17 protein-coding genes and 1 pseudogene are annotated in these 22,958 nt (G+C 39.7%); 3 read left to right on the top strand and 15 right to left on the bottom strand.

The window, feature by feature from the left end; translation table 11 throughout:
• Positions 1-711 precede the first annotated feature (711 nt).
• Positions 712-997: pseudogene (locus tag HMPREF9969_RS12555) on the top strand (transposase); the annotation flags it as partial.
• Positions 998-1,127: 130 nt separating this feature from the next.
• Here the strand turns inward: HMPREF9969_RS12555 and gluP are convergent.
• The 10 genes from gluP to mtaB form a co-directional block, all read right to left on the bottom strand.
• Positions 1,128-2,336: a glucose/galactose MFS transporter gene (gluP, locus tag HMPREF9969_RS06070; protein ID WP_009434965.1), complete on the bottom strand. Its 1,209-nt coding sequence runs from the start codon at positions 2,334-2,336 to the stop codon at positions 1,128-1,130.
• A gap of 76 nt (positions 2,337-2,412) precedes the next feature.
• On the bottom strand, positions 2,413-3,414 hold the full coding sequence (locus HMPREF9969_RS06065) for a 4-hydroxy-3-methylbut-2-enyl diphosphate reductase (RefSeq protein WP_009434942.1): 1,002 nt from the start codon (positions 3,412-3,414) through the stop codon (positions 2,413-2,415).
• Positions 3,415-3,439: 25 nt separating this feature from the next.
• Complete coding sequence (locus HMPREF9969_RS06060) at positions 3,440-9,013, bottom strand: alpha-2-macroglobulin family protein (protein ID WP_009434944.1); 5,574 nt, start codon at positions 9,011-9,013, stop codon at positions 3,440-3,442.
• A 70-nt stretch (positions 9,014-9,083) separates the two neighbouring features.
• Positions 9,084-9,731 (bottom strand): radical SAM protein, encoded by a 648-nt coding sequence (locus HMPREF9969_RS06055; protein ID WP_009434961.1) that lies wholly within the window; start codon positions 9,729-9,731, stop codon positions 9,084-9,086.
• Entirely contained in the window at positions 9,716-10,408 is a 693-nt protein-coding gene (locus tag HMPREF9969_RS06050; protein ID WP_036895261.1) for a membrane receptor RagA, read from the bottom strand. Before HMPREF9969_RS06050 ends, HMPREF9969_RS06055 begins: the two co-directional genes overlap by 16 nt.
• 30 nt (positions 10,409-10,438) lie before the next feature.
• The gene (locus HMPREF9969_RS06045) at positions 10,439-11,116 is read right to left on the bottom strand and encodes a carboxypeptidase-like regulatory domain-containing protein (RefSeq protein ID WP_036895260.1); all 678 of its coding nucleotides are present in this window, start codon (positions 11,114-11,116) and stop codon (positions 10,439-10,441) included.
• A gap of 30 nt (positions 11,117-11,146) precedes the next feature.
• On the bottom strand, positions 11,147-11,824 hold the full coding sequence (locus tag HMPREF9969_RS06040; protein WP_009434964.1) for a hypothetical protein: 678 nt from the start codon (positions 11,822-11,824) through the stop codon (positions 11,147-11,149).
• A 231-nt stretch (positions 11,825-12,055) separates the two neighbouring features.
• Positions 12,056-12,868 (bottom strand): gliding motility protein GldB, encoded by an 813-nt coding sequence (locus HMPREF9969_RS06035; RefSeq protein WP_036895259.1) that lies wholly within the window; start codon positions 12,866-12,868, stop codon positions 12,056-12,058.
• A gap of 107 nt (positions 12,869-12,975) precedes the next feature.
• Positions 12,976-14,016 carry a glycosyltransferase family 2 protein gene (locus HMPREF9969_RS06030; protein WP_009434954.1) on the bottom strand — a complete coding sequence of 347 codons (1,041 nt, stop codon included), beginning with the start codon at positions 14,014-14,016 and terminating at the stop codon, positions 12,976-12,978.
• Positions 14,013-15,377, bottom strand: coding sequence for a tRNA (N(6)-L-threonylcarbamoyladenosine(37)-C(2))-methylthiotransferase MtaB (mtaB, locus tag HMPREF9969_RS06025; protein WP_009434939.1), 1,365 nt, complete (start codon positions 15,375-15,377; stop codon positions 14,013-14,015). Before mtaB ends, HMPREF9969_RS06030 begins: the two co-directional genes overlap by 4 nt.
• Positions 15,378-15,696: 319 nt before the next feature.
• On the opposite strand from mtaB, the gene HMPREF9969_RS06020 reads away from it, so the two are divergent.
• Positions 15,697-15,891, top strand: coding sequence for a hypothetical protein (locus HMPREF9969_RS06020; RefSeq protein ID WP_009434943.1), 195 nt, complete (start codon positions 15,697-15,699; stop codon positions 15,889-15,891).
• Between the two features lie 764 nt (positions 15,892-16,655).
• Here the strand turns inward: HMPREF9969_RS06020 and HMPREF9969_RS06015 are convergent.
• The 3 genes from HMPREF9969_RS06015 to HMPREF9969_RS06005 form a co-directional block, all read right to left on the bottom strand.
• On the bottom strand, positions 16,656-17,438 hold the full coding sequence (locus tag HMPREF9969_RS06015; protein WP_009434947.1) for an MBL fold metallo-hydrolase: 783 nt from the start codon (positions 17,436-17,438) through the stop codon (positions 16,656-16,658).
• Positions 17,435-18,439, bottom strand: a complete 1,005-nt coding sequence (gene murB / locus HMPREF9969_RS06010; RefSeq protein WP_009434960.1) for a UDP-N-acetylmuramate dehydrogenase — start codon at positions 18,437-18,439, stop codon at positions 17,435-17,437. The genes HMPREF9969_RS06015 and murB overlap by 4 nt, the downstream gene beginning before the upstream one ends.
• Positions 18,440-18,565: 126 nt before the next feature.
• Complete coding sequence (locus HMPREF9969_RS06005) at positions 18,566-19,420, bottom strand: DUF4348 domain-containing protein (RefSeq protein WP_009434963.1); 855 nt, start codon at positions 19,418-19,420, stop codon at positions 18,566-18,568.
• Positions 19,421-19,559: 139 nt separating this feature from the next.
• On the opposite strand from HMPREF9969_RS06005, the gene pheS reads away from it, so the two are divergent.
• The gene (pheS, locus tag HMPREF9969_RS06000) at positions 19,560-20,597 is read left to right on the top strand and encodes a phenylalanine--tRNA ligase subunit alpha (RefSeq protein WP_009434951.1); all 1,038 of its coding nucleotides are present in this window, start codon (positions 19,560-19,562) and stop codon (positions 20,595-20,597) included.
• Between the two features lie 73 nt (positions 20,598-20,670).
• Here the strand turns inward: pheS and HMPREF9969_RS05995 are convergent, their stop codons facing one another.
• Positions 20,671-21,282 carry an HU family DNA-binding protein gene (locus HMPREF9969_RS05995; protein WP_009434940.1) on the bottom strand — a complete coding sequence of 204 codons (612 nt, stop codon included), beginning with the start codon at positions 21,280-21,282 and terminating at the stop codon, positions 20,671-20,673.
• A 437-nt stretch (positions 21,283-21,719) separates the two neighbouring features.
• Complete coding sequence (locus HMPREF9969_RS05990; RefSeq protein ID WP_009434956.1) at positions 21,720-22,922, bottom strand: aminopeptidase C; 1,203 nt, start codon at positions 22,920-22,922, stop codon at positions 21,720-21,722.
• Positions 22,923-22,958 lie beyond the last annotated feature (36 nt).

Genomic DNA, 22,958 nt, shown 5'->3' with positions numbered 1-22,958 from the left:
AAATCACAAAATCACAATCACAAAATCACAAAATCAATTATGGTAGTATCATGCTTTTTCTTTATGTAGATAATATATCATTATATATTATTATTTATTAATAAGGTATTATATTATATTAGGAATCCCTTTTACACATTGAAAATCCTTTTTGTGATTTTGTGATTGTGATTTTATGATTGATGTGATTAATTGAACTTTATCCCATTAGGCAAAGGTCAAAAAAAACAAGTCATTCTGTCTTATCGTTCCTCATTCTTCATTTGTTTATCTCTCTGTAACACAAGTTATTACAGAGCCATTTGCAATACTTGTTATCCCAGTACCTCGAAAAACTAATGTTTTCTTTAAAATTCTACTTACCTTTGCAGCACAGAAAAGAAAAAGAAGCACCATCCTCTACCTCCAACCGCTGACTCTTAACCTCTACCTAATGCATGAAACAGCTACAATGGAAGAAAGTCGTAAGTTCAAATGTTAATGATTAAAGTTCAAAAAGGTTAGTATTAATAGGCTCAGAGGTTAGTGTTAACAGGCTTAAAGGTTAGTATTAATGACCAATAGGTAAAATAATAAAATTCAAAGACCAATGCAAGAAACCTATGTCTAGCTTTTTACAGATATTAAAAACTGATTTCATCCATTCAAGGGGTTCCACAGAGTCATAATAGAGAAAAGTAAACACACGACAAAGGGGCTTGATTTATCTAACTTGGATTTAAAGGCTACATCGAAAAGAACCTCTTCCAAAGGCATTTCGTTGACGGAATACAGCTTATTACTAAGTTGCAAAATAACATAGAAGGAGCTTTAATGAGTGTTTCTGACAGGCTTTTACTCAAAAAAGAGCTATTATAGAAACCGTGAATGATGAACTTAAGAACATTGCACAAGTAGAGCACTCCAGACATAAATGCTTTGACTATTTATCGTCAAATTGTTAGGAATCATTGCCGCCTATTGCCTGTTTCTAAAGAAGCCGTGCATCAATGTATAAAAGAGCATTGACACACAGCTTGCATTGTTCAGAGTTCGTTGGACTCACGTTAAGTAAGGATCACTAGCTCAAGAGGGGTATATTTAGAGGAAATCAAATCACTTTTATTACTTGAACTTTAAAAGACATGTTAGCGCAATTTATAGCCTTTAAAGGCATAAAACAAAATATAGCCGAAACAGATAAAACATAGTCCGTAGGCGTAACGAACATCTGAGACATCTTTTAGTAGCCCAAACAATACTGTTATGACAGCTCCTCCGATAAGCCCCATCGTTAAGAGAGATGAACCTTTCTTAGTAAACTTACCTAAATCCATCAATGCTAAAGGCCAGAAAGCAGGCCACATCAATGAACAACCTAAAGCCACAATACCAATAGAATATATACTATATACACCTGGTAAAATCACAACAAGGAAAGTTCCTAGCAATGCAATAAAGGAGAATATCTGTAGAGCACGTGTTTGAGAAAGAAACTTCGGAATTAGTATAATACCAGCTATGTATCCAACACTAATACAGATAGGACTTATCCACGAATAATTTTCAGGATGTGAAAGACCTAATTCTGCTGCATAGTCTATGAGCGTACCTAAAACGATTGTCTCAACACCTACATAAAAAAATATTGCAATGGCTCCTAATACAAGATGTGGGAATTGGAATATGGAGTGTTTACTGTTCGCATAAGCTGAAACTTCCTGGTCTATTTCATTATCATCTTCACACTCCTCACCTGCTGCTTTCACTTCAGGTAAAGGAGACAAAAGGGCAACAACAGCCAGAACAACGAAGATACAGATAATCATAAGAAATGGTTTCTGCAACTCTTCAATCCCAATATGACCAGCATCTCCTACAAAGAAAGATATAAATAAAGGGGAAACAGGCCATGCCAACTTATTAATCATTCCCGTGATCGAAATACGCTTTGCTGCACTCTCAGTAGGTCCTAAGATTGTAACATAAGGATTAATGGCTGCTTGTAAGAATGTATTTGCCGTTCCACAGAAAAAAGAAGCCGCAAGAAATAAGAGGAAGTTCTTCACATCCACCGACAAGACAAATACACAAAAAGCAACTGCAAACATTCCAAAGGCTGTTGCCATAGTACGCTTATATCCAATCTTACTAATCAATATTCCTGCAGGATAACCAAAGATAAGGAAAGGTAGGAAGGTTGCACCAATAAGCATATATGCCTCCATAGAGGATACACTCAGTGAGACTTTCAATACTGGAACCAACAAAGAATTGATTCCTAGTGCGAAGCCACATGTGAAAAACATTAAGCCTAAGAATGACATGGCTACAAAGAAGTTCTTTTGTTCTTTCATAATTCTATTTATAATATTGTTATTTAATATTCTTCTTAACTCTAAAAATATTCAACGACCATCTTAAATAAGATCATCAAGTATGCCGAAGAATCTCATCACGGCACTCTTCCATCAACCATTTCGGTGTACTGGTCGCTCCACAAATACCTACAGTTTGTACACCTTCAAACCACTTCATATCTATTTCGTCAGCACTCTCTACCTGATGGGAATTTGGATTCACACTTAAGCACTCGTGGAAGAGAACCTTACCATTTGAACTCTTACGACCTGCCACAAAGAGAATCAAATCGTGGCGAGCTGCAAATGACGATATATTTGGCATGCGGTTAGCCACTTGCCGGCAAATAGTATCAAAGCTCTGGAACTTTGCTGTTGGTGAGATATGACTCTGTATATAATCAATTATCTTATGAAACTCGTCCAAACTCTTTGTTGTTTGCGAATAAAGATAGATGTCATGACTAAAGTCTAAGGCCTTCACATCCTCAAACTTTTCAATTACAATAGCGTGACTATGTGTTTGCCCTACTAGACCAAGTACTTCGGCATGCCCGTTCTTACCAAAGATAACGATGGAAGCCTCACTCCCCACCTCTCTCTGAGTGGAGAGAGAAGCTGATATAGAAGATGGATGATAAGCTTCGTCATGCTCAGTATCAATTCTCCTACTTGTAGAAAGCGTAACAACTCGTTCTCCTTTATTTTCCAAAGAGATTTCTGCTGGATATTGACCTTTCTCATATTGCGATTTAATACGGCGTTGAAGCGCAAGTACAACAGGGCATGTCGCATCAATAATCTCTATGTTATTGCGCTTAGCAAGCTCGTATGTCTCTGGTGGTTCTCCATGTGCTCGAAGTAAGACCTTCACATTATGTAGGTCACGCATCTGCTCATGATTAATGGTGATCAGTCCCTTCTTTGTAAGGCGTTCTACCTCCATACTATTATGCACTATATCTCCTAAGCAATAGAGCTTTGTGCCCTTTGCCAATTCTTCTTCGGCTTTTTTAATTGCAGTGGTCACACCGAAGCAAAACCCACTGCCGTTATCTATTTCTATTTGAAGCATCTTTCTAAAGAGTTTTCCAACTTATCTACTCATCCACTTTCATAATTATTGCCCCTGTACGACCGCTATACTCTGGTGCATAAGCACATTGAGCTGTACAGATTCCCGTACGATAAACGCCAGCACGATCAATGTAATATTCAGTTTCAATCACGTGTTTACCCTTTGCCATCATGTCGAAGTAATAGGAAGTTGTATAGTCTTTTGGTGCGATGTAATAGCCCCAGTGATATCCACTCAACTGATTAACTGGCTCTAAACAAGCTGCACGCTTATCGACAATCTGCACAAAATCATAATCACGATCAGCAATAATCGTCAAACGAATACGAATCTTGTCGCCCACTTTCAAATTATTGAGATTCTTTGTCAGAGTGCTATCAACCAATACTTCTCGTTTGATTTTCAAACCAGATGTAGCATCAGTAATCTCAGTAGCTGGCTGGAAGAATTGTGCATAAACAGCTCCCCAACTAGTACCCGTACTTGTTTTTTGAATCTTCAATTCCTGTTTGTCAGAAGCAGCCTGCGTTCCCATCGGCTCTGTCACCTTAATATATCCAATTCCAACTGTAGGCTGTAATGTGTTTAGAGGGTGATCATTCAACGTAAGTTTAGCATTCTCACCATTCTCCATCACCCATTTACCATCATTCATAAACGCCCATATAGCATCTACGGCATTCAAAGGAGTATCCCAACTCTGCGTTCTCTTCTCTTGTAAGAGCCAGCGTTGCATATTCATTAACGTCTGTTCGTCATTTGGCGTAATGCGTTTCACAGCTTCAATCGCTGCTACTTCTGTTGGTATCTTATAGTCGAACCAACTATATTGCGCACGTTTCGTATCAAAGTAACAACCCTTCTCTTCTGTACAAACCATATACTCCTTAATACTCTGCAAGTACTCTTTTGCTTTCTCCACCTTATTATATTGTTGGAGAATAACAGCTGTGCGAGCCTTACCATAGATAGTTAAGTCGGCAGGTTTCTTAGATAGTCTATCCAAGAGATAGTTAATGTCTGGCGTTGTCTTACGCCCTGCCAAAGCATTTGAATATAAATAATCACAGAGGTCATCCATAGGGAAGAGCAACGTCTTATACTTCTTCTCTGTCTTCTTCATATTGGCGACTTCCTCTCCTACTCGCTTATCCAAATAACGGAAAGCAGCATCAACGATTGTTGAAGTCTCCACCTTATCGGTCAGTGTTTGTAAGCGAACAAGGCTCTTGACAACCGAAACAGTCATATATAAACTACCCTTCATTCCTGGACACCAAGAGAAAGATCCATCAGGATTCTGTAGCTTCTTCAGACTGGTTAATGTCGTTGACAAGCGACTTTGTAATTGGTTTCCATCAAAGAGACGAACTAACATCTGCTTCTGTTCACGTTCGTTATTAGCATCTCTCAACCATGGAGTTTCTTCCAATGCCAACGTCTTCAAGTCTTGGTTCTTTTCTAATGCTGACATCATAGAGGTTTCTTTTCCAGTTTCTAAACGCCACTGGTTAATCGTCTGTTCTATCTTTGGTGAAGTAGAGATAATCTTCTTTGCCAGACGATTAGCATAGTAAGCTGAAACAAGACTGATGGCGTTCTTCTCGTTTGACTCAGCCACATAAGGCAGTGCCTGAACCATCAACCAATTTGGATTATTCGTATATTCAATGGTCAACCGTTGTGCTGTACTGTTCTTTGGGAATAGCTTATTAACATCAATAACCTTCTCCCCTGCCCCATTCTGAGTGAATGGTAAGGTGTTGGTAACATACTCCTTGTTTTGAAGAACAGGTAGATAATGTTGCTCACCATCAGAGAATCCATCGCCCTCTACCGAGAAGCGAGCAATCAACAAAGACTGATCAGCCGATAACTGATTAGCTTTCTCTGATAATAAAGAAGATAAGTTATAAGTTGCTAAACCATTACTTTGCGCCTTCAAAACGACCTCTTTACAATCTGTAAACAATACCTTTTCAGTTGCAGGATCAATGATTTCAATCTTTGCATTGGCATTGACCTCCTTATCCGACTGATTAAATAATCGTGCAGAAACCATTGCTTCATCACCGATACGCACAAAGCGAGGCATATTCGGTTGAATCATTAAACTCTTCTTTGCAATTACTTCATCTGTCAAATAGCCATGATTCATTTCTTCATCATGCGAGATACCAATAAAACGCCACGTTGTCAAACCTTCTGGAAGCGTGAACTTAATACTTACATTACCCTTTCCATCCGTCTGTAACTGCGGATAGAAGAAAGCCGTCTCATTGAGATTTTCACGCATAGAAGGTGTCACCTTCTTGTCTTCCTTCTTCTCGTCTGTCTTTATCTCTTCATCATTCTTAATGACAGGAGCAGTGTATTTCACAGCTACCCTATCAGTTCTCATCGATGGCATCTGCTCTGCCACACTAAACACACGACTCTCTACTGAATCAGACATAGGCATTGCCTTCAACTCTACCGCACGTGACATTAGAGCATAATTACGTGATTTCATCTTTCCATAACGGAAGCTAAAAGAGGAGTCCCAAGAGCCTAAGTAGCGATTATCGAACTCTGATAAGGATAGTTCAGGCACCTCTCTCTTCTTGATATCAGCATAGGCAGACAAAGTCAAAGGATTAGCATCAGCACCTTCCCAAAGCACACTTTGCTGACTAAGAGAGAAGTAAGGACTTAACATCCAAGAATGTGCAATGATTGCATCGAGGCTCTTGTCATAGAGAGTAGCCATCAGTTGAGCATCTGCCGCCTTGCCATCTGGACGTTTAATACTTACTATCCATTCCTCTTTCTGACCCGGTGTTAGCTTGTCACGGAAGGTAGACCACTTCGTAATTAATCGTTTATCAGGCAATGGGCGAGCGATACTCTGCATGTGAGAATATAATACACCATCCTTCACCCACGCATAATTTAAGGTAATACCATCGCCATATTCTTCTTTATAAAAGAGCTTTCTTGTCTTAATACTATTACTTTGATCAAATGAACCTGTTTCTATAACCTTATTACCAGCATAGATAGAATAAACTACATGTTGGTTTTTATCACTCGATCCAACCTGTAGATAGACTGGCGAACCATCACGTGGGAAGAAATTATCACTCAAGTAGAACCAATCATGTGTAGTAATTACTGGTTGCTTATCATCCATTGAGAAGAGAACAAAGTCTGTATTAACAGTATCTGTTCCACAGATTGCATGCAAGCGATAAGCACCTGAAGACATTGGCTTCAAAGCAATATCCTCATTGGCTTTAGCTGTTACATAATTTTTATAAACATATAGTTTCTCATCCTTCTGTTGTGGAACTATCACATACTTCACCGTCCCGTCAATAGGTTGACCAGCCATATTGAGGTAATCGAACTTGATTGTTTTCAAGCTATCACGCAAGTTCTTATCAGGAATATCACACGCCAACGTGGTCGGATTAGTACCAAGAGGAAGCGAGACAGAGCCTTCTCGGCTCTCACCACCAGCATCTGTCACCATAGCCTCAACCTCAAAGTGATAGAAACGAGGGCGGAAAGAACGATTAGAAACCATTTCTTTCTCTACTTCTTTCGATAGAATGAAAGGTACAGAGACTATGAAATCACCCTTCTCATCTGTTACCACATGACCAATCTTCACCTCCTCGTCACTCTCATAGCTGTCCCACCACCAGCGCATGGGGCGTCGCTTAACCCAATAAGTTACTTTCGCATTCTGCACAGGAACACCTGCAAAACTCTTGGCATGTCCTTTCAGTTGGATAGTATCACCTATTGTGTACTTCTCCTTGCAGTCATCAAAACTTACTTCAAAGGTCGGACGCTTGTATTCCTCTACATTGAAACGAACTTGTCCACCTCCTTTACTATTTGTGATAATCGTAAAATCACCAGTAAGTCCACTACTTGGTAACTCGAAATCGACTGCTGCTGTACCAAAGCGATCAGTAGTTACAGCCTTACGACTCACCTCTTTTCCATTCGTATCACGTAGTATCATATCAAATGAAACGCCCGCCTCTGCCTTCATCTTAAAGCCTTTTTGCGTCATTAGATATACAATAGCAGAGGCATGAACGGTTTGTCCAGGACGATAAAGAGAACGGTCTGTATAAAGGTTTGCTACCTCACCATTCTTATTAGCTTTATAGTAGTTATAATTACTTTTAAGGTCCATTGCAGGGAAAGCCTGGTCTTTGCTTGTGTAGACATAGACATCTGAACTATAACCAGGATCGGTTATAAATGCCTCTCCTTTACTATCCGTTGTAAGTATCTTTGTCAATGGTTTACTACTCCAATTATCCTTTCTGTATTCTATGCGGATGGTTGCACCAGGCACAGGCTGACCCTCATTAGCATCAACCACAACATAACGATTGCGCTTATCAGGCTGTTCTTCCGTCATAACAAACAGGTCGCTGACATAATAAAGAGAGTAGGCTCTTGCTAAACGACTATCTGAAGGAACAAATTCTAACAAGTAAACACCCACTGGAAGGGCGGGTAGATTAAAGGAATCTTTCAGTATCTCATAGTCCTTATAACCCTTATATGTACGCTGAATAACCTGCTTAGAGGATGGTATCAATGATGCTTTGATAGCTTTCAAATCGTTCTTGTCCTCTTCATTATATTGAGTATTACCTTTTAAAGATGTACGAGTAATGTTTATCGTAAGGCTTGGCACATTACGAACTTCCATTTGCACCGTATTATCCTTGTCTTTACTTGTTACCCGATCTCGCTCTACTTCAGCCGTAGACATGGGTGCCGTCAATTCCTTACGTTCGTTACGAAGCTGTTCTATAGGTGCCCATGTTGGCCAACGAGAGAGGGCATTATCAATGAAAGCAACAAGTTTTTCTGCTGGTTCTTCTTCTTCCTTCATACGATTATACTTGCTTATAGCCACCTCACCACATATCGGTAGATCGCCATAAACACGCATCAAAGAGTCAAGCAATTCGCTTTTATTATCCTTCTCATCAACCGCAAGCAAAGCTGTATAGCATGCCGCCTCACGATTGCCATGCTCTACATAGTAACGATTCAGCTTGTCAAAGTCCCTTGCCTGCATACCAATGACATGGAGCAAGTCGCCTCCAAAGATATGATCATCCTTGCCTATCTTCACTAAAGGGGTATAGTTAGCAGCCTTCTGACGTGCAAGTAACGACGGATTAGACAATGCCTTCTTAAAGTATTCGGCACTGTTACCATCAGATTTACCCTGTTCTATCCATCCTAAGACACAGTTATATATTGCAGACAACACCTCATCTTTGCGTTCAGCCTCCCGTGCTTTTACCTTCAACTTATTGAGTTCGACATCCATAGAGTCAGGCGAGATCTGTGTCTGAATACTTGAGGCTAAGAAGTTAGCTGCCAATAGTTGCCCATAAGCCTTCTCACGTTGAGCCTTCTTCTCTATCTTTCGTAAAGATACAATTGCAGTCTTTGGCAAGTCTTTCCGACCTGCTGCTTCTACTTGCTTCCACAATTCGTCATAGCTTTGTGCAGCTATTTTCATTGGGAATAACAGAAGTATAAGTGGAATAAAAACAAGTAACTTCTTCATAATTATAACTCTTTAGTGATTGCAAAGATAATGATTTTCAGATAGAGAAACACCCTATCTACCTTATATATTATAATTGTTTAATATCAGAAGTGAGGTGTGCTAAGGTGTAAGTAAAGTGGTCAAAGTGATGAAAACCCATATTCTTTAGTGTTTGCTCACTAACCTGTCGATGTGAATCAGCATTATACTCAGGTATTAAAGGAAGCCGAATAATGACTTTATCAGCATATCCATTCTCTGCTAACCACGTTAGGTTGCAAATAACAGACGCATTTTCTTTCCCCGTATAAGCCTTATAAATATCAGAATTTAAGTCTTTGATATCAACATACCACGTATGGATCAAAGGAGCAACACGCTCAACATCTTTCAAAGGAACATTAAGAGCTGTCTCAATCGTTAGTTTCCAAGCTGGATTCATAATATCTGCAAAAGCCTTGATAAAACTTGATTGTAAGAGAGGTTCGCCTCCGCCAAAGCAGATGCCACCCCCTGTTGCCATGAAATAAAGGTCGTCTATCTCTACTTCTGCATATAACTCTCCAGGCGTCAACACCTGCCACACACCATCAGACTGTAAGCATTGAGGATTCAAACAATACTTACATCGCAACGAACAACCATGGAAAGCAACCAGTGTTGTTATACCTTCTCCATCTGTTGTCAGCCTATGCCGATTGATAGCTATTAGTGGGGCGGTTACTTCAGATTGCATTTCTCTTTGTGTGATTGCGGTCTATTATATTCAACACTCTGCTTAACATTATCATCAATCTTGATTTTTCCCATTTCAAGATTAGTCCTTCTTAATCGAATGAGCAATTCTTTATTAGGACTCTTAACCTCTTTGACCAATAGATCAAAGCCTACATAACTATCAGAAGTATCTGTTATCAGGAGTGTATCCGTAGGATTCACACGCACCGAGAAACTCCCATCAGTGAATGTAAAAGACTTCTTGCCAGATCTTGTAAACACCTTTATTGACGAAATTGGCTTATTACTTTCGCCATCAACAACCAGTCCACTAATAACAACAGAATGTTCTTTATCAGTAGAGAAATTCTCTACTTTTTGTAAAACCTCTCCCGTCTGCGGACTTTCAATAGCCTTTGCAAAAGTACTCTTGGGCGTATTGTTACAAGAGACAAGAGGGATGGTTGCAACACAGAAGCCCGCTGCTAATCCTGCAACTTTCATACTCCATCCCCTTCGTTTACGTATTATCAACTGCTCTTCCAAGTATCTGATCTCTTGTTCACAAGCAGGACAAGTGCCAGAGCAATCGCCCTCGTGGTGACATTCACAAGGTTGATAACGAATGTTATTCGCATCAGCTATCTGCTGACGAATACCTTTCAATGTTTTGCAAATATCCTTCCCTCTTGTCATACCATTACCTCCTTTTTGATAGAACAACTATTATTTATTCTTTTCTACATGTGACGTAGGACTATCAGAATCACTTATTCGCTCACAACTTGAGGCCGCAATTTTACCCAAAACATTGCCATCACTTTGTATAACTACCCTCCTGCGCTTTCGTTTTAACAAAGACCTCACTTTAAAATCCTTAGTAACAAACCCCAAACGAGAGATTCTCAAGGTTGCATCTATCGGTACTTTCACTGCAAAATAGCCATCTTCATTTGCAAAGACATGCTTATCTGTTCCCAGCAATTGCACGTCAGCAGCGATCAAAGGTTCTTTTGCATCAGACGCAATAAGCTGTATTTTAATAACAACAGCATCACGTCTACCTTGTGACCAGTCGACTACTTGCAGGTCATCTTGACTTACCTCGTGTATAACGCTAGCAGGAGTTGTATTACACTTAGAGTCTTGTGCAGAGACTGTCAAAGGCATCATTGTGGCACAAATACTTGCAGCAATACCAATGACTTTCGTGTTTATACCTTTATGACTACGCTCTTTTAGTTGGCTTTCAATATATCTGATCTCTTGTTCACAAGCAGGACAAGTGCCAGAACAATCGCCCTCGTGGTGACATTCACAGGGTTGATAATGAATGTTATTCGCATCTGCTATCTGCTGACGAATACCTTTCAATGTCTTGCAAATATTCTTTCCCCTTGTCATACCATGACCTCCTTTTTGATAGAACAACTATTATTTATTCTTTTCTACATGTGACGTAGGACTATCAGAATCGCTTATTCGCTCACTACTAGGGGCTGCAATTTCACCAACTATATAATGATCCATTTCTAATTCGATAATCTTCTTCTTTAGTTTTAACAAAGATCTCACCTTTAAAACCTTAGTTTCAACTCCAAAACGAGAGACTCTCAAGGTTCCATTTATCGGTACCTTCACAGCAAAATAGCCGTCTAGACCTGTAGAAGTATGCTTATCTGTTCCAAGCAATCGTACGTCTACAGAGGTCACAGGTCGCTTATTATCAGACGCAATAAGCTGTATTTTAATAACAACAGCATCACGTCTACCTTGTGACCAATCGATTACTTGCAGGTTACCTTGACTTACCTTGTGTACAACGCTAGCAGGATTTGTATTACACTTAGAGCCTTGCGCGGAGACTGTCAAAGGCATCATTGCGGCACAAATACTTGCAGCAATACCAATAACCTTCGTGTTTATACCTTTATGACTACGCTCTTTTAGTTGGTTTTCAATATATCTGATTTCTTGTTCACAAGCAGGACAAGTACCAGAGCAATCGCCTTTGTGGTGGCATTCACAAGGTTGATAACGAATGTTATTTGCATCTGCTATCTGCTGACGAACCTCTTTCAATGCCTTACAAATATCCTTTCCCTTTTGCATAATGATGGTCTTTAAGTGTCGAAATATTACTATCCAGTATGCAAATATACAAAAAATAATAGAAAAGCAAACACTATTATTGATACGAATTAAGTATCATAACATTTGATAAGATATAATAAGTAAGAAAACAAGAGACGCCTTCTTTGCCATGAAGAAAGCCTCTTCTCACATCAAGGAGACGCCCTTTTCAAATAGATAAAAGCGGAAGGACTTATCGTCCATCCGCTTTTATCGTTCGATAACTTTAAACTCTGAGAAGTCAGTCTTACGCAATAAGTCTTCGTAAGAGAGCTTGGGATGCTTCTTCATATAGACTTCCACCGCATCTTCATACCGACTATGATAGATGCGTTTCGTCATTATTTGATTCACAATCCATTGAATCTTTCCTATCTGTAAGTCGCGCTCTATCTGTGGACGTGACTCAAAGTTCTCTAGCGGATAGATACTCATCAAATAGAAAGTTAAGCAATCTGGAAGGATGTATTCACGCGACATTTGCTTGCGTTGAGTAGGTGAATAGAACCTTGCATACAATGGGTAATTAGCTCCAAGATACTTATCTAAAGAGACACCAATCGTCCCGTTACCAACAACAATACTCTGATCTAAAGCGGAGATCTGCGCATATACCTTTGGAATCTCTATGTCTGGAAGAACTTGCTTCAGCCTACTAAAAGAGGTGCTAAGCTGTTTATCAATGTCATCCGTATTAGCGTATTCAGATTCAACTGCCGCTATCAACGTTTGAAGAGTTGTGTCTTGGTAGAACTTCAAGAACTTACTATTGATGTCAGGATCGGTTGTCTCCCCTATTTTAACTACATCCTCTATCAGCGTACGGGTCTCAATTGGATACTCTGTATTCATCTGCTGGAGCGCAGAGAAGTCGCCCGTTGTAAGGTAACGATACTCTAACCGGTCATAGCGATCCAACTCTAATAACTGAGACTTATCGTTCTCGTCATCAGAAGAAAGCTTAAATTGGCAACCAACACAGGTTACCAGAACCAGAAATAATATGTAGTATAGTTGCTTCACAAGCTTTTTTACAATAATTATAGGTGTCTTTGCAAATTTACTAAAAAGTATTTTTTTATGCAAGCGTTCTACTAAAAAAGTGTAAAATACAGCTCTTTTTATAGCTTCTATTCGCCAGGTAGCCTATCAAAATGTTTATTACCATGCACATAATACTGCCATAAAATAGAGTACATCCTACGCCCATCAGGAGCACAATTAGATAACATATCTGACGAGTTCTCAGCCATATTAGACTTATTATCAGGGCGTTTAAACTCTTTACGCCACCTTTTGAAAGCTCTTCGTGCAGAAATGATAGCTTTAAAATCTCCCCAATTACGATTAAAAAGGAGCGTTTGAAAAGCTGCAAGATAATCTAAGAAGCATCGCATCCGCATTACATGCTGTAACTCATCATCAGGCAAATTCTTCCACAACATGGTTAAGTTATTACGGAAGTTAAGGAATGTCTTACGAGGATTCGACTTCGGTAATGTCCCTCCCCCAACGTGATAAACGGTGCTTTCAGGGAAACAGAAGATATGCTTACCCATACGATGTAGACGCCAGCAAAGGTCGATTTCTTCGTTATGAGCAAAGAACCTACCATCTAAACCACCTGCATCCCAATAGTCTTTAGCACGTATCATCATGCAAGCACCTGTTGCCCAAAGGACTTCTTTAGCATCATCATATTGACCATTATCATCTTCCACAACATCAAAAACACGTCCACGGCAGAAGGGATAACCATAGCGATCAATAAACCCACCCGATGCTCCCGCATACTCAAAAGCATCACGATTTGTCATGGAGAGGAGCTTCGGTTGACAAGCAGCTATTTCTTCATGGGCATCCATCTCCTCTATCAAGGGTGTCAACCAATGATGCATCACTTCAACATCACTATTTAGTAGTACATAATACTCGCTATCCACTTGTCTTAGTGCCTGATTATAACCTTCTGCAAAACCATAGTTTTGATCCAACGGAATAACTCGAAGATGTGGATAATGCTCTGATAACCATACTACAGAATCATCCGTAGAAGCATTATCAGCTACTATTACTTCCGCTTCTCCACGCGAATATTCTACCACGGAAGGGAGATATTGCTCCATTATCTTCCGCCCATTCCAATTCAAAATGACAATTGCTACTTTCATAGAAGTTCTGCTTTTAAAGAGCTTTGATCGAAATTAAAGCCCCCTAAGCGCACACGGATAATTTGATTATCATATTCTTCTTTCGCCTGATTAGGGGATAGTTCCACACGAATGTAATTATCAGTAAAGCCATGCATTGCCTTTCCTCTAGCTGCTTTCTCAAAGAGAACATCTGCTTCTTGACCAATATGTGCAGCATAGAAAGCACGCGTCTTCTCATCTGATAACTTCAATAACTTATGTGCACGATGCTTCTTTTCACGAGCATCTACCACATAGGGGATAGAAAGAGCAGATGTTCCAGGACGCTCAGAATAAGGGAATACATGTAGTTGTGTTACAGGAAGAGATGCTAAGAAGTTATAACAATCTTCGAAATATTCTGGTCGTTCTCCACGTGACCCAACCATTACATCAACCCCTATAAAGGCATCTGGCATCTTCTCTTTAATAAGCTTTATCTTGTGAGCAAACAGCTTTGTATCATAACGACGATGCATTAACTTTAATACTTCATCTGATCCACTTTGGAGTGGGATATGGAAGTGTGGCATAAAGGCACGTGATTGTGCACAATATTCAATGAGGTCATCATCAATCAAGTCGGGCTCTAACGAACTAATACGGAAGCGTTCTATACCTTCCACCTTATCAAGAGCCTTCACAAGATCTAAGAACCTTTCTCCTGTCGTCTCACCAAAATCTCCAATGTTAACACCTGTCAGAACTATTTCTTTTCCACCTTCCTTTGCAGCTTCCTCAGCTTGCTGAACGAGTGATTCAATAGAAGGGTTACGAGAGAATCCACGTGCATAAGGAATCGTACAATAAGTACAGAAATAGTTACAACCATCCTGTACCTTCAAGAAATAACGAGTTCTATTTCCACGTGAACAGCTTGCTTGGAAACTCTTTATATCCTTTGTCTTAACCGAGTGATACTTTCCCTTACCTTCTTCAGAAGATTTATCTGCTGTAGATTCAATATCTGTTTTATTCCATGCATCACTAAGATATTGTATCAAATCTGCCTTTTCGTTACTACCTAAAACTAAGTCAACACCTTCTATTTTAGCTATCGTTGCGCTCTCTAACTGAGCATAGCAACCTGTAACAATAACAAAGGCTCCAGGATTCTGGCGTACCATTCGATGGATAATCTGACGACATTTGTGGTCGGCAACTTCTGTTACCGAGCATGTATTAATCAAACAGATATCTGCAGACTCGCTTTTCTTCGCTTCTCTTACACCCATATTATATAAGGTACGCGCGAAAGTACTCGTCTCAGAAAAGTTGAGTTTACAACCCAACGTATAGAATTTGGCGGTCTTGCCTTGGAATGCTGCTGTATCTATCATATAGCTTGCAAAGTTACACTAAATCACACATAAAACCAAAGGTTACCCTGCTTTGTTCCTATTAAGAATAAGTTTAACCTCATAACTAACTATTAAAACAAGTCCTAAGAAGCCCTAAATTTACATTGTGCAGGTACACATTAAAATCATTAACATTTATTTAACGTTTATATATAACTGATTTTCAACAGATTACAAAATAGTTACAAATAGGAACAAAAAAAGTCTTTAAAAAATTATTGCCATATCAAAAAAATACTTACCTTTGCATCGTTTTAACAAACAAATGATTGTTTTACAGATTTAAAAAGCAAAGAAAATGAAGAAATTAGTTTTAATGTTCGTAGCTATTGCAGCTATCTCTTTCGCATCTTGTAATGGTAACTCTAAGCCAGCAGCTAACGTTGATACAACTGCTCAGGATTCAGCTGTTGATTCAATGCAACAAGATAGCGCACATTCTGATTCTGCAAAGGCTGATTCTGCAAAGGCTGATTCTACTGTTAAGAAGTAATCAGAAAGCGAACTGAAAAAGAGAGAAATTGACCGTAGAGCTTAGCTCTACGGTTTTTTTGTGCCTATTTTGAAAAGCAGACTACCGAAATTAGCTGTACTTGAATGAAATCTCTTTTCATAGCCCATCATACTTTCTCTACTTACAATCTACTGCCTACCAATTGCATTTCCTTAAATATCCATTATGGCAACAAATGAAATAAAACTATTGCTGTCAGATACAACTTAGATAGCAAATTCTTCATATCAAATCTACTAAAACTTATACTATATTTCTTGACAAATCTTTATCTTCAAAAAGATTCATTCTAGCGTGAGAAGCCAAGTATTATGGACGAAAAATGAGTAAAAAATAGGTTTTTCAAGAAACATATATATGTTCTGCGCAAAACTTATATATGTTTTACATAAAAGATATATATGTTTCATCTAAAAGATATATAGTTTTTCGATAAAAAATATATGATTTTTCAGTCAAAAGTACTATATTTTTCAATAATAGCGAATATTTTTTCAATCGGAAAAGGCAGAGATTTATATAACATCATGTATATCAAGAAATTGCAGAATATCGTCTAACATACTCCATAACTCGCATATTTGAATCAAAGTACACGCCTCGTCGAAAATAACGCAATTATAATCCCAGAATTAGGTAGTATTTTATTACAAAGCATTAGAAAGGTTTCCATCACAAAAATAATGCGAAACCACCTATATAAAGGCTATTCCGCAAGGATTTATATGTCGCTAAAATTCTAACTAGACCGTAATAACTAATCCATCATAAGCAAAGAAGAAGCCATCAGGAAGACGCTGTTGTGCCTTAGTATATAAACCTATTTGGTGAGTCAAGTGAGTTAGATAAGTTCTCTTAGCTCCAATCTTCTTACTAAACTCAATGGCTTCTGATATTAATTGATGAGAATGATGCTCACGTTCCCAGCGTAAACCATTGACAACTAAGGTTTCAACACCTTCTAAATAGGAAAGTTCTGACTCTTCTATTGTTTTCATATCAGTGATATATGCCAACTTACCTATTCGATAGGCAAAGATAGGTAACTTTCCATGCATAACATTAATTGGTACTACTTCAAAGTCACCTATCCGAAAATGAGAATGAGGCTGTATAGCATGAAGCTCCAACTTTGGCACACCTGGATAGAGATGTTCCGTAAAGCAATAAGGGAAATTATGCCGTAGACCTGCACACGTGTCCTCATTGGCATAAACATCAATATCTCCTAACTGGCAATAAGGGCGGACATCATCAATACCACCGACATGGTCATAATGAATATGCGTTATCAGTAAGCCATCGATCTTACGGAAAGGTTGTGGTAGCATTTGTTGACGGAAATCAGGACCACTATCAATGATAATGCGAGTGTTCTCTGTCTCTAACAAAGCTGAAGTACGTAAGCGTTTATCTCGTGGATCAGTACTTCTACAAACCTCACAATTACAACCAAGAACAGGTACTCCATTTGAAGTACCTGTACCTAAGAATGTTAAATATCTTATAGGTTCTGACATCTTCATCTCACATTTACTTCGGGATGAATCTCAATACCAAACTTCTCTCTCACATCATGCTGGATAGTCTCACAAAGGCGTACAACATCAGAGCCAGTAGCACCGCCAAGATTTACCAATACTAATGCTTGCTTTTCATAAACGCCAGCATTGCCAAGAGCTTTCCCTCTCCAACCACATTGATCAATCATCCATCCTGCAGGAATCTTCTCATGGTCATCATCGATCGTATAATGTGGCATTCCCTCATATTGTGCAGCCAATTCTAAATACTTATCCTTTGAGACTATAGGGTTCATAAAGAAACTACCAGCATTACCTATTCGCTTAGGATCAGGGAGCTTTGCATTACGGATATCAGTAATTACTTGTCTGAGTTCTGTAGCTGTTGGGTTATCTATTCCACGCTCAGCTAACGCAGCTCGGATATTGCCATAATCAAGTCTTGGCTCATAAGTCTTAGATAGTTTATAAGTAACTGATGTAATCAGGAACTTATCACGCCATTCATGCTTAAACTTACTCTGACGATAGCTATATTCGCAATCAGCATTAGAGAAGTGACATACCTTTCCCGTCGCTATCTCTACAGCCTCAACCTCCTCTATCAAATCTTTTGCTTCTGCGCCATACGCTCCAATATTCTGAACAGCACTTGCACCGCATTCTCCTGGAATAATAGAAAGATTCTCTGCGCCATAAAGATTATGCCGAACACAATAGTCGACAAAGTCATCCCATACATATCCAGAGCCACAACGCACACGTCCATCCCCCAATTCTTCTATAAACGAGATACCTGAATGAAGTACTGTTCCTGCATAATCGCCCGTTAATAGGAGATTACTACCACCACCAAGTATCAATAGTGGATAATCATCATCTTTCAAGGAGCGCACAACATCTTGTGCCTCCTCTACAGAGTTATATTCTACGAAGCGTCGACATTTAGCATCAATACCAAACGTATTATGTGGAAATAAACTATACGATTTCAAATCTTTCATATCAGATGACACTTTATGAGTGAAAGGGATAAAAATGATGGTTCCCTCGGATATTTATAAATATTGGGTGATGAGGATTAGCCTTTCCGCACACCTTCATCACCCAAACAATAGATTCTATTACTATTAATAAGCATTTATCTTCTCTAAACGCCACTTCTGACCATGAAGTTTGAAGATGAGCTGTGTTTCTACTCCATTAGAGAGACCACGGAAAGTTAATATCTTACGATTAGTCTCGGAGTACTTCTGCCCGTAAAGGATATTATATATCATTCCTCCAGGAACCTCTGGTAAGAAGGTAGACCACTCCTCTGCTGGTATCGTACGATTTACCGTTGTAGTCTCTTCACCATCAGGGTCTGGACCAGAATAAGCTAATGGATTCTTTATAGCACCTGCGCCTCGTGTTGCGAAGAAGTTAGACAGGAACTTAAAGAAAGAGGCATTATAGCTATCCTTGAACGATATATTACGAATCTCATTCAATCTCCATTTACCTTCTTGATGATCAAACCAATATTGTTCGATAGTACCCTTCTTCAGGTGAATCTTCTCAACGATAACACTATCCAAATCAGTTGACTTAGGATACTTCATCTGCTCTTCGTTATCAAATACCAATGTATAATAACCTTGAGGACGGAAGAAGTGATCTGTCTTCCATTGACCTTTCTGCAATTCAACCTTCTTATTTCCAGTTAGAACTGGCAATGGGAAGTTAATACGACTACGTTGCAACTTCTTATTTGCAATGAAGTTGAAGAAGAAATCATCAAATAGTTGGTCAGCCGCTTTAGGCATTGGCGTTGAAGCTATCACCTCTGTCGCAGAATCAACATCATCGACTGTATCACTATCTACCTCCGTAGATTCAGTGTTTGTACTATCAGCCGATTCTACCTTTTTGTTAGAACAACCAGTGCCTACAGTAAGCATTGCCACGCAGACAACTACAGCAAGTAAAAATACCTTTCTCATATTCTCTTTATTCGTCTCAAATTTCTTGCAAAAGTACGATATTTATTTCTAATAAGGTAGCAAAAGTATAAAATTATATTATGGTAATTTCTCCGTTCCGATTATAAATCGTACCTTTGCAGGAAAATAATCAAGCAGTATGTTATTAGACAAGATACAAGAACTTCTTAATGAAGTGAGCACACTCACGGCCAAAAGCGCAGATGATGTAGAGCAACTACGCTTGAAATATCTAAGTAAGAAAGGTGAAATCAATGCGTTGATGGGCGAGTTCCGCAATGTAGCAGCTGACCAAAAGAAGGCAGTTGGCATGAAAATCAATGAACTCAAACAGGTCACACAGAACAAGATTAATGATCTCAAAGAGCAACTTGAGACAAGTGAGGCGCAGAGTGACGATATTGATTTGACACGTACCGCCTACCCTGTCAGCCTTGGTACACGTCATCCACTGACGCTGGTAAAGAATGAAATCATTGATATCTTTGCTCGAATGGGCTTCACGCTCTACCAAGGACCAGAGATAGATGACGATCAGCACGTGTTTACTATGTTGAACTTTGCTGCTGATCATCCTGCACGTGATATGCAAGATACCTTCTTCATTGAGCGTAGCAACACAATGGATGTTACTAAGAACGTTCTGCTCCGTAGCCACACTTCTAATGATGAGGCACACTATATGTCTACACACGAACCTCCAATTCGTGTGCTTTGCCCTGGTCGTGTCTATCGTAATGAAGCCATATCAGCCCGTGCACACTGTTTCTTCCATCAGGTAGAGGGCTTATATGTTGATAAGAATGTCAGCTTCACCGACCTAAAGCAGGTTCTTCTTACCTTTGCACGTGAGATGTTTGGTGCAGATACGAAGATTCGTCTTCGTCCAAGCTACTTCCCATTCACTGAGCCAAGTGCAGAGATGGATATCAGCTGTAACATCTGTGGCGGTGAAGGTTGTGGTTTCTGTAAGCACACAGGATGGGTTGAAATCCTCGGTTGCGGTATGGTTGACCCACACGACCTTGAGGCTTGCGGTATTGATTCAAGCGTATATACAGGTTATGCCTTCGGTATGGGTGTTGAGCGTATTGCCAACTTGAAATATCGTGTCAGCGACCTCCGCCTCTTCTCTGAGAATGATACACGATTCCTAAGAGAGTTCGAAGGAGCATAGGCTATAACCTATCAGAATATGATAAAACAAATATAAGAGGATATGCTGAGCACATCCTCTTTTTTATTTATGTCTATTTGCCATCATGTTCACCCAAGACATATAGCTTATTTCTCCCTTTCCCAATGTCCTTAATTTTTCCTTCTTCCACCAATCGTGCCGCAATGCGATAAGCATTTGCCTGCGAAAGATTAAGGCTGAGACGCAAGTCGTCCACAGAGAAGAAAGGTCTATCCGTTCCTAACCTTGCGATAGCCTCATCAATCTCCTTATAGGTTGGGATAGAGGAAACGCCATCCCGATAAGTAACATTTTCAAACTCGGCATGAAGGAACGTCTCCATCATTTCCGTATCAGGGCGAAACTTAACCGTCCGAACCTCTGGCTTCCGCAAACGGAAATGTCCAGAACGCGGATCTTGATGCAGCTCTCCCTTCACAGCAAGACTGAAGTAACCTAATCCCGGCAAATGAACGACATTTCCCGACATCAGTTGAGAGGAAATTTCATCCCTCAATGCAGCAATTGCGGCAATCACATCGGCATGCGTAAGTGACGTTGCCCCTTGAATACTCCGACCTATGCGGTCAATTCCTACAACTTGATTCTCAATGGTAACTGCCCTATATTCTGAACGAGTAGAGAAGTGCCCATGATACTTTAATAGCTTGTACTTTACACTCATATACGGTTTCCGTTTTAAATTTATACTGTTCGCGTTATATTTTCGTACGTATCGCGTCTTTGTGCAATGCGTATATTTTTGTATTATCTAAGCGTGATAATTAATTATCAGACTTAGATAAAGTATTATCACACTTAGATAATTAATTATCACGCTTAGATAATATAATTTGATGCGTACAAAAGTAATACAAAGTCCGTAGAAAAACAAAAGAAAAGCAAGGAAAATGAAATGCAAAACGTATGTTTTTCTTCTTTTATGCTTATGTCTTACGGGTGGTTATGGGTGGTTTATATATTTTGTATAGGGGGGCGCACAATGTGTTGTTGATGTGTGAAAGTGTGGGTAGACTAGTTTGTTTCGAGGCTTAGAGCATAAAAAATCCCGCTCCATAGCTATGGAACGGGAAGAGTTATTTGTGATTGGAATCTAAGTGATTAGAGTCCCATTTTTTTGCGAATATCCTTAGGAATTGCATTCTTGTTAATCATGTAGTCCATGGTGTTAGCTGCAATGAAGTCCTTTGTCATGTACCAGATACCCTTGTAGTCACCAGTCTCACCCCAAGAGTTCTTTACCATGTAGTACTCCTTACCATTCTGATCCTTTGCAATACCAAATATGAGCATACCATGGTCATCGGTTAGCTCCCAGTTGTCGAAACGCTCTTGACGCTGCTTCTGTGTAGGGGTAATCTCTGGCACGTTTACGCCGAGAGAGTCGATCAAGTCCTTCTTCTTCGCAGTAGATAGACCTAGCCAGTGAGCCATGTCACTGCCCTTCATGCTCTCAACTTTCTTGCCATCAACCATGTAAGCGAGTCCCTTGCGTGAGAAACCAGGCTCACTAACATCGCCACCCCAAGCAACGGTGTAACCATTCATTACGGCATTGTCGATGATGCGCATCATCTCATCCATTGGAAGGTTGTAAGATTGTGGGTAACGCCAGTTGTCCTGTACTTCTACAGCGAATGTGGTGTAGAATGGATGGTGTGTGTAAGAGGTAATGGTTACGTAATCGTCCCAATTCACACCGAGGCTTGCAGCGAAAGTCTCTGGAGTGTATTGCTTGCCTTCGTATGTGAACTTATCTGGGCACTTGCCGAGGTAAGCATCGAGAATGCCTTGCAATCCAACCTTCCATTGACCTGATATCTTGTTAGCCTTGTTGCGTGCAACTGCGTTTACGTATGGTTCCATCAATGAGAAGAACTCGTTGAAGTTATTCAATGAGTCGCCATAGAGTGAACCTGGGAAAGGCATTGCGCTCTCTGGTACGATACCATGGTGCTGAATGGTGTAAAGTACGTCGTATGCTGAACCGCCTTGTGCAAACTGGCAATCGCCATGCAGACGAACAACTTGAACGGCACGATCCATGTAGGTCTTGTTAGCTACGAAGCTCTCGCAGAGGTCGTAAGTCTTGCCAGTCTTCTTGAGAATCTCCGCCTCAAAGTAGCTAAGTGTGGAGTAATCCCAGCACGTACCTGAGCGGTTCTGGTCTTTAATACTTGTAATTGGATTCTGCTTTACTACTGTAAAGACAGGCTTGTTAGAAGCAGATGCTTCTTTCTTGTCTGCAGCGTTAGCGCCTATCGCTACCAAAGCGAGCAGTGCTACTACTAATGTTTTCTTCATAAAGTTGTAAATAAAAGCAGGCTGCCATTGTTAGCT

Source organism: Prevotella sp. oral taxon 306 str. F0472 (assembly GCF_000257925.1).
Taxonomy (GTDB): Bacteria; Bacteroidota; Bacteroidia; order Bacteroidales; family Bacteroidaceae; genus Prevotella; species Prevotella vespertina.
This window is presented reverse-complemented; position numbering and strand designations above follow the sequence as displayed.